This is a genomic window from Actinomycetota bacterium (assembly GCA_013152275.1).
Lineage (GTDB): Bacteria > Actinomycetota > Acidimicrobiia > Spongiisociales > UBA4744 > BMS3Bbin01.
Map to the genome: position 1 here is coordinate 21,761 of JAADGS010000067.1, position 7,387 is coordinate 29,147.

The following is a 7,387-nucleotide window of genomic DNA, read 5'->3' on the forward strand; positions in this document are numbered from 1 at the left end:
GCAGCCACGAGCCCTTGGTCGGCGCGACTACGGGGGTGGTCAACGAGTCCCACAGATCAGGCCCCCGCTTCTTCGCACGAGGCCAAGCGTCTCGAGTCGGGCGACGTCCGCCAGCACGCGCGCCGCCGACCGGCCGAGTTCCTCTGCCAGAGCGTCGACGGATCTGCCGATCGGACCGATGATCCGGAGAATCTCGTCGCCTTCCGCGACGGACGCTCGGCGTTCCGAGGGACCGAGAACGATCGAAACCGCCTCGATCAGGTCGGAGGCGTCGAGAACGGGAAGTGCACCATCCCTGATCAGCAGGTTGCAGCCTTCCGACGTGAGACGATCGATGTCACCGGGAACCGCAAAGATCTCTCTTCCCTGCATGAGAGCGGTGCGCGCGGTGATCAACGCGCCACCGGTTCGGGCGGCCTCGACGACCACCACCACGGCCGAAAGCCCCGAGATGACACGGTTCCGGGGTGGGAAGCGCCAGCCGTTCGGGGGCGTTCCGGGCGGGTACTCGGTGACGATCGCGCCTCCCGTCTCGACCACGCGTTCCCCGAGTGCCCGATGCTCCTTCGGGTACCAGACATCCGGTCCACAGCCGAGCACTGCGATCGCACATCCACCTGCGTCGACCACACCGCGGTGGGCGGACCCGTCGATACCACGAGCCAGCCCGGACACGACCGGCCAATTCGCTTCTGCGAGGCCCCGTCCATACACGTTGGCCAGACGCATCCCGTACGCGGTCGCCCGCCGGGACCCGACGACGGCGATACCAGGCCTGGTCGGCAGCACGCCGCGCACGAACAGCAGATCCGGGCAGTCCGGAAGACCGGCGAGATGCGGGGGCATCTCCTCACGCAGCACGACGGCGATGCCCTGCTCCGCGAGTTGCTCGAGCCGGTCACCGGCAGAAACGGTGGCCGCCAGACGCGCATGCTCGGGTACCTCCACCGTCCCTCTTCGTATCGAAGCCAGGACCGCGTCTGCGGAGCCGAATCGATCGACCAGTTGAGCCCTGCGCGCAGGGTGCATCCCCACATAGGCGAGCCGGAGCCGTGCGTTCACCACTCACCCCGAAAACTCAACGCTTCGGCGATGTGGGGCTCGTCGACCGACGCCGAGCCATCCAGATCTCCGATGGTTCGAGCAACACGCCGCACCCTGTCGAAGCCCCGCCCGGTGAGAGCAAAGCGCTCCACGGCCGTCTCGAGCAGCCGGCGGGCACTCGGCGTCCAATCGAGTTCGTCCAACTGCCCGCGTCCGAGCCGGCCGTTCGGCGCGCCCCTGTCACGCTGGAGTGATCGTGCCGCCTGCACGCGCTCGGCGATCGGTGCACTCCTCTCTCCGGGCGGGCCGAGCAGCTCCGACCGTTCAGGTCGAGGGATAGGCACCCTGAGATCGAATCGATCGAGCAGAGGCCCGGAGATGCGGCGTCGGTATCGCTGAATCGAACCGACCGAGCACGAGCACGGCTTGACGCGATCCCCCGCATAGCCGCACGGACATGGGTTCGTCGCCGCGATGAGCTGGATATCACTCGGAAACCGGACCGACACACCCTTTCGGGCAATGACCACCGACCCCGCCTCGAGAGGCTGACGAAGCGCATCCAGAATGTTCACCGGGAACTCGCCCAACTCATCGAGGAAGAGAACACCCCGATGGGCGAGCGAGATCTCGCCCAGTACGGGAATCCCGCTCCCGCCCCCGACGATGGCCGGCATCGTTGCGGAGTGGTGGGGTGCCCGAAACGGAGGTACCGATGATGCCGGAGCGGATCTCCCGGCTGCCCCCCACACCTGGGCGACCTCCAACGCCGTCTCCTCGTCCAACGGCGGAAGAATGCCGGGAAGGCGGAGTGCGAGCATCGTCTTGCCCGCCCCCGGCGGTCCCCACAAGAGAAGGTGATGCGCTCCGGCGGCGGCGATTTCCAGGGCCCGACGACCTGCAGCCTGTCCCCGCACCTCGGCGAGATCGAAGTGCTCACCGGGCGGCGTCGCATCCCCCGTCGGCACCGGGGCACCCGGCGCGCCCTGGGCTACCGCTATCGCCTCCGAGAGCGAACGAACCGCCTTGACCTGGGCGCCAGGGACGCGCGAGGCCTCCCTCGACGAAGCCTGCGGAAGCAGGCATGGCACGCCCGCATCCCGCGCCACCATTCCGGCACCGAGGCCGCCACGGGCCGGGCGAACCGCACCGTCGAGAGCGAGTTCTCCCAGCGCCACGACGTCTCCGACGTTCGGCGGAATGCTCCCGGCGGCGGCAAGAACGCCGAGCGCGATCGGAAGATCGTACGCCGATCCCGCCTTGGGAAGATCCGCAGGGGCGAGGTTGACGGTCACACGCCGGATAGGAAAGGGAAACCCCGACGACAGCATGGCAGCCCGGACCCGATGCTTCGCTTCGCGCACTGCGGTATCGGGAAGACCCACCAATGCGAATCGCTCCTTCGGGGCGCCAACGTGGACTTCCACGCGTACGGGACGTGGCTCGACGCCGACCAGTGCGACGGATGTGACTGTTGCGAACATGGCCCAACCGTACGGGCGGGGTGTGACAAGACCTGGAGACGGCCTCAGACTGCGTTGCCGACCGTCTCCCAGGGGTCGGGTGCCGTCACCGTATGAGAATGCGACACGTCAGGCTGCCGCACCGACGAATCCCACGTTGCTCCACAACGAGTGCAGCGGATGGCGGACCCATCCTCGACGAGGCGGTGCACACGCCACACGCACCAATCGACGTTCTCTTGGTTGCCGCGATGTCCCATGGTCTTCAACCGAGCCACCTCGCCAGAGCGAGCCGCTCGCTCCTCACGCCGATCGCCACTTCGCGACGCCACGGATCGAGGCCCACCGACCAGGCCTGCTGTCCGATGCGAATGGCGCCGCAGACCACACACACCTTGCGGGTGAGACGGGCCCCGATGGCATGTTCCCGGAACTCGTGGGGGTTGCAGGCGCTCATGCAAGAACCATCGGCCCGGTCGCTCCGGCCCTGGAGGAGCGTATCAAGTCGACCCGAACGGTCTAGTGCCCGTCTGCCGGCTTGAACTACACTGGTGTAACTCGATGGAGGAGACAAGGTGCTGGCATTCGACGCGAAAGTCGAGGAGACGCAGATCGTCGTCGAGGCCTGCCTCGACCGTTACCGGGCGCTCGGGCTGGATGCGGAAGCCGTCTCCTGGGATCGGGTCACATTGGAGGACCTGAGCATGAACGTGACGCCCCTGATCAAGACCGAGCGTCGTCTCGACTGGATCCTCACGCGAGACATCCCTCGTCGCGCCGATGCCCTCGTCTTCAAACGCCTCGTCGGCGAGGGATGGACGGTACATGCCTTGGTGCCTACGGGAATGCTCGGCGAGGCACACCGGGAACTGCGCGGGACCCCGGTTCGGTTGCAGGGATGGTGGATGAGCGAAGGTGGCGTACACTTCGGGCGACCCGAGATTCCCTGAGACCATGCCCGTACCGCTGTACACCCAGACCGTCATTGCACTGATCTGGGACTTCGATCGCACACTGATCCCGGGCAACCAGCAGGATCCGTTGTTCGAGGAGTACGGCGTGGACGCCCACACATTCTGGGCGGAGGTCGACGGCCTGGTCGAGTACTACCACCGGCGAGGAGTCCGTGTCGCTCGTGACACCGCCTACCTGAATCACATGCTGACCTACGTCGAGCAAGGTATCTTCGAGGGGTTGACGCGAGCGAAACTGCGCGACCTGGGCGCCCGGATCGAGATGGCGCCCGGCATTCCCGAGTTCTTCAAGATCTCCCAGGAATACGTCGCACAGATTCCCGAATACGCCCACGAGGGTATCTCGGTCGAGCATTACGTCGTGTCCACCGGGATCCTCCCCATGGTCGAGGGCAGCGCCGTCGCTCCGCATGTCGACTGGATCTGGGCGAACGATTTCATCGAGCAGCCTGCACCGCCCGGTTATCTCGAGACACTCGGGATCGAAGAGCCCAACCATCCGATCTCCCATCTCGGCTACACCCTGGACAACACCTCCAAGACCAGGGCGGTGTTCGAGATCAACAAGGGAGTCAACAAGAACTCGACCATCGACGTCAACGCGTTGATGTCGGAGGAACAGCGAAGAGTACCGATCAAGAACATGATCTACATCGCCGACGGTCCCAGCGACGTTCCCGTGTTCTCGATTCTCAACGAGCGGGGCGGCAAGACGCTTGGCGTATACACGACCAGTCCGACGAACAACTTCCGTCAGGTCCGCCAACTCCAGACGCAAGGTCGTATCCAGGGCATGGCCGAGGCCGACTATCGAGACGGCAAGGCTGCCTCGCTGTGGCTCATCGACAGCATCGACCAGATCTCCAGGGAGATCGTCGACGCGAGACACAAGGCGTTTGCCGAGATCCCGCGCGCTCCGGGACACGCCGACTGAGACGATGGGAAACTTACACTCCGTCGGGAATCTGACCGTGTCACCGGTGCAGGCGTACGCAGCCCGCAAGCGGTATGTATGTCCAGGCTGCCATGGCCCTGTGGAGGTGGGTGCGTTCCATCTGGTCGTCGTACCCGACGACGCTCCCGAAGACCGAAGACATTGGCACCGGGGCTGCTGGTTCAAAGAGACGCAGCGTCACCGCCGAGACGTGCTCAAGCGGCACCCGGAACCCAGCGAATCTGAACGCCTTCGACACTGAACGCGATTGCCACGAGGTCGACGCGACGCACATCGAGATGGCGGGCGAGCGACCACACCTGTGTCGCCTTGGCCTCATCGAACGCATCGAGAGGATCCTTGCCGTCGACGGTCCGGTCTCCGATCCACGACGACTTCACCTCGACGGCTACTCGTGTACCTGCACGCTCGACGACGAGGTCGATCTCTCCCCTCCCGACACGCACGTTGCGGTCGACGATCGAGAAACCGTGGCGCATCAGATAGTCGGCGGCGACGTGCTCTCCAAGCTCGCCCAGGCGATGCGCCGTCAGAGGCGAACGCCGGGCTCCAGCTCTTCGATATTCACGTCGCGAAAGGTCAGCACACGCACGTGCTGCAGGAACCTCGCCGGTCGGTACATGTCCCATACCCAGGCATCCTCGAGTTCGATTTCGAAATAGGTCGAGTTTGCCTCATGGCGAGTGTGCACATCGACACGGTTGGCGAGATAGAAGCGGCGCTCGGTCTCCACGACGAACCGGAACATCGGGAGGACGTCACGGTACTCCTTGTAGATCTTGAGTTCGATCTCGGACTCGTACCGCTCCAGATCTTCCTCATGCATTCCAATTCCTTCTTCCCGAGGCCCCCCGATGCTACCAACCTCGACCACGACACGTTCTACACACGGTCGGTGACAGAAACGGTTCGGGACCGAGCCCTCTCGCCGCCGGCTACAGCCGGCCCAGGCGATTGAGTGGCCAGATACGAACGAACGCCTTTCCCACGATCGAGTCGACCGGAATAGGACCGAAGACACGACCGTCCTTGCTGTGGTCCCGGTTGTCTCCCATCACCAACACCTTGCCTTCCGGAATGGTCACAGGTCCATAGTCGGGCATATGGCTCCCCGGATACACGTACGGCTCGGCGATAGGCACGCCGTTGATCAGTACCTGATTGTCTCGAATCTCGACGGTCTCACCTCCGACTGCAATCACCCGCTTGATCAGATCTTCGATGTCGGGGGACTGCAGCCCGAGAGACTCGCCGACGTGTCGTACGAGCGCATCGAACAGCGGCTCGGCGTCTCGCGTCTGGCCCCACGGCGGTTCGAACACCACCACATCCCCACGCCGAGGCTCACTCCACGTGTAGGAGAGTTTGTTGACCAGGACCCTGTCACCGATCTCGAGTGTGTGCCGCATCGATCCCGATGGAATGAAGAACGCCTGAACGAGGAACGTCTTGATAACGACGGCGACCACCAGCGCTATCAAGATGAGGATCGGAAGTTCGATCCAGAAAGGCGTGCGAGAGGATGGCTTGTGTGTCACGACCACCCCGCCGGCTCGCAAGGCACTAGCGGCGTTCTTTGATGCGTGCCGCCTTGCCGACCCTGTCCCGCAGGTAGTAGAGCTTTGCTCGCCTGACCTTGCCGCGCCGGGTGACCTCGACCTTTTGGATGATCGGTGCGTGAACGGGGAACACGCGCTCGACCCCCACACCAAAACTGATCTTGCGAACAGTGAACGTACTCTTGATTCCGGCCCCGTCGCGAGCGATCACCACTCCCTCGAAGACCTGAACGCGTTCGCGACCCGCCTCCACGACACGAACGTGGACGCGCACGGTGTCGCCGGCGCGAAAGTCCGGGATGTCTTCGCGCAGATACGCGTTTTCGAGCTGTTCGAGCATGTTCATCGGGGAACTCCTTAAAGGGAGCATCGAGCGGGCAGCGATTGTAACAGGTCGAGCCATCGATGCGGCAGCGCCGCCCGCAACATAGCAGCCCTCGAACGCTCATCTGCCGGCCGACGGATCGGAACGGTCGTTCCACAGGTCCGGTCGACGGTCGCGTGTGCGCTCTTCGCGTCGAGTCTGCCGCCACCGCTCGATCCGAGCGTGGTCGCCGGAGAGAAGCACCTCGGGCACGGTCCATCCGTGATAGTCGGACGGCCTCGTGTACTGGGGCTCTTCCAACAACCCATCTCGGAAGGACTCGAGAGAGGCGGAGTCATCGTTGCCGAGAACGTCCGGAAGGAGCCGGGCAACGGCTTCGATGATCGCCAATGCGGCCACTTCTCCCCCGGCCAGAACGAAATCGCCCAGCGAGATCTCCTCATCGACCAAGTGCTCTGCGACTCGTTCGTCGACCCCCTCGTAGCGCCCGCACACCAGGGTGAGGTGGTCCATGCCGGCCCAACGATCCAGCACCGACTGGTCCAACGGTCGCCCCACAGGCGTGAGCAGGACCTTGTGGCTGGAGTCGAGAGGCTGGAGCGCTCGAGCGAGCGGATCAACCATCAGCACCATGCCGGGTCCCCCACCAAACGGGGCATCATCCACCTGTCGGTGCCTGCCGCGGCCGAACTCGCGCAAGTCCACGGTTGTGACGACGAGGTGGCCTTCGGCGATTGCACGACCGACGATGCTGACCTCGAGTGGAGAGGAGAAGAACTCCGGAAACAGGGTGATAATCGAGATGTTCAACCAAAAGCCTCCAAACGGTCCGACCCTAGAGTATCCTTCCCATTGATCGTGCCAGACAGCGACTTCACTTCCGCGGACCCCTGGGGTCTTCCCGTCGACGATCAGTCCGAGGCGATATCTGGTGAGACGGGGGACGCCCAGGAACAACCAGAGGCAGAACCCGAGCCCGAACCCGGTGAGCCAGAGGCAGAACCCGAGCCCGAGGCGGAGTCCGAGTCCGAACCCGGTGAGCCCGAGGCAGAGCCCGAACCCGAACC

At 64.3% G+C, this 7,387-nt stretch carries 10 protein-coding genes; 2 read left to right on the forward strand and 8 right to left on the reverse strand.

Annotated features, from left to right (window positions below):
- Nucleotides 1-39: 39 nt before the first annotated feature.
- The 3 genes from dprA to GXP34_10880 all read right to left on the reverse strand — a co-directional run bounded on the left by dprA (nucleotide 40) and on the right by GXP34_10880 (nucleotide 2,964).
- Entirely contained in the window at nucleotides 40-1,062 is a 1,023-nt protein-coding gene (gene dprA, locus GXP34_10870) for a DNA-protecting protein DprA (protein ID NOY56473.1), read from the reverse strand.
- Nucleotides 1,059-2,528 (reverse strand): YifB family Mg chelatase-like AAA ATPase, encoded by a 1,470-nt coding sequence (locus tag GXP34_10875; GenBank protein ID NOY56474.1) that lies wholly within the window; start codon nucleotides 2,526-2,528, stop codon nucleotides 1,059-1,061. Before GXP34_10875 ends, dprA begins: the two co-directional genes overlap by 4 nt.
- A gap of 244 nt (nucleotides 2,529-2,772) precedes the next feature.
- Nucleotides 2,773-2,964, reverse strand: a complete 192-nt coding sequence (locus GXP34_10880; GenBank protein ID NOY56475.1) for a hypothetical protein — start codon at nucleotides 2,962-2,964, stop codon at nucleotides 2,773-2,775.
- 118 nt (nucleotides 2,965-3,082) lie between these two features.
- Here GXP34_10880 and GXP34_10885 point away from each other — a divergent pair, with 118 nt between their 5' ends.
- Nucleotides 3,083-3,457 carry a hypothetical protein gene (locus GXP34_10885; GenBank protein ID NOY56476.1) on the forward strand — a complete coding sequence of 125 codons (375 nt, stop codon included), beginning with the start codon at nucleotides 3,083-3,085 and terminating at the stop codon, nucleotides 3,455-3,457.
- A 4-nt stretch (nucleotides 3,458-3,461) separates the two neighbouring features.
- On the forward strand, nucleotides 3,462-4,415 hold the full coding sequence (locus tag GXP34_10890; protein ID NOY56477.1) for a haloacid dehalogenase-like hydrolase: 954 nt from the start codon (nucleotides 3,462-3,464) through the stop codon (nucleotides 4,413-4,415).
- Nucleotides 4,416-4,630: 215 nt separating this feature from the next.
- Here the strand turns inward: GXP34_10890 and GXP34_10895 are convergent, their stop codons facing one another.
- The 5 genes from GXP34_10895 to trmD all read right to left on the reverse strand — a co-directional run bounded on the left by GXP34_10895 (nucleotide 4,631) and on the right by trmD (nucleotide 7,130).
- Nucleotides 4,631-4,915, reverse strand: a complete 285-nt coding sequence (locus tag GXP34_10895; GenBank protein ID NOY56478.1) for a hypothetical protein — start codon at nucleotides 4,913-4,915, stop codon at nucleotides 4,631-4,633.
- Nucleotides 4,916-4,965: 50 nt separating this feature from the next.
- Nucleotides 4,966-5,262 carry a DUF2469 family protein gene (locus GXP34_10900; GenBank protein ID NOY56479.1) on the reverse strand — a complete coding sequence of 99 codons (297 nt, stop codon included), beginning with the start codon at nucleotides 5,260-5,262 and terminating at the stop codon, nucleotides 4,966-4,968.
- Between the two features lie 109 nt (nucleotides 5,263-5,371).
- Entirely contained in the window at nucleotides 5,372-5,974 is a 603-nt protein-coding gene (lepB, locus tag GXP34_10905) for a signal peptidase I (GenBank protein NOY56480.1), read from the reverse strand.
- 25 nt (nucleotides 5,975-5,999) lie between these two features.
- Nucleotides 6,000-6,341 carry a 50S ribosomal protein L19 gene (gene rplS / locus GXP34_10910; protein ID NOY56481.1) on the reverse strand — a complete coding sequence of 114 codons (342 nt, stop codon included), beginning with the start codon at nucleotides 6,339-6,341 and terminating at the stop codon, nucleotides 6,000-6,002.
- A 99-nt stretch (nucleotides 6,342-6,440) separates the two neighbouring features.
- Nucleotides 6,441-7,130: a tRNA (guanosine(37)-N1)-methyltransferase TrmD gene (gene trmD, locus GXP34_10915; protein NOY56482.1), complete on the reverse strand. Its 690-nt coding sequence runs from the start codon at nucleotides 7,128-7,130 to the stop codon at nucleotides 6,441-6,443.
- Between the last annotated feature and the right edge of the window lie 257 nt (nucleotides 7,131-7,387).

Bases quoted from the DNA above. Each gene is read 5' to 3' on its own strand.
- GXP34_10875 (NOY56474.1), bottom strand. From the start codon at position 2,528: ATGTTCGCAACAGTCACATCCGTCGCACTGGTCGGCGTCGAGCCACGT.
- GXP34_10880 (NOY56475.1), bottom strand. From the start codon at position 2,964: ATGAGCGCCTGCAACCCCCACGAGTTCCGGGAACATGCCATCGGGGCC.
- GXP34_10890 (NOY56477.1), top strand. From the start codon at position 3,462: ATGCCCGTACCGCTGTACACCCAGACCGTCATTGCACTGATCTGGGAC.
- GXP34_10895 (NOY56478.1), bottom strand. From the start codon at position 4,915: ATGCGCCACGGTTTCTCGATCGTCGACCGCAACGTGCGTGTCGGGAGG.
- GXP34_10900 (NOY56479.1), bottom strand. From the start codon at position 5,262: ATGCATGAGGAAGATCTGGAGCGGTACGAGTCCGAGATCGAACTCAAG.
- rplS (NOY56481.1), bottom strand. From the start codon at position 6,341: ATGAACATGCTCGAACAGCTCGAAAACGCGTATCTGCGCGAAGACATC.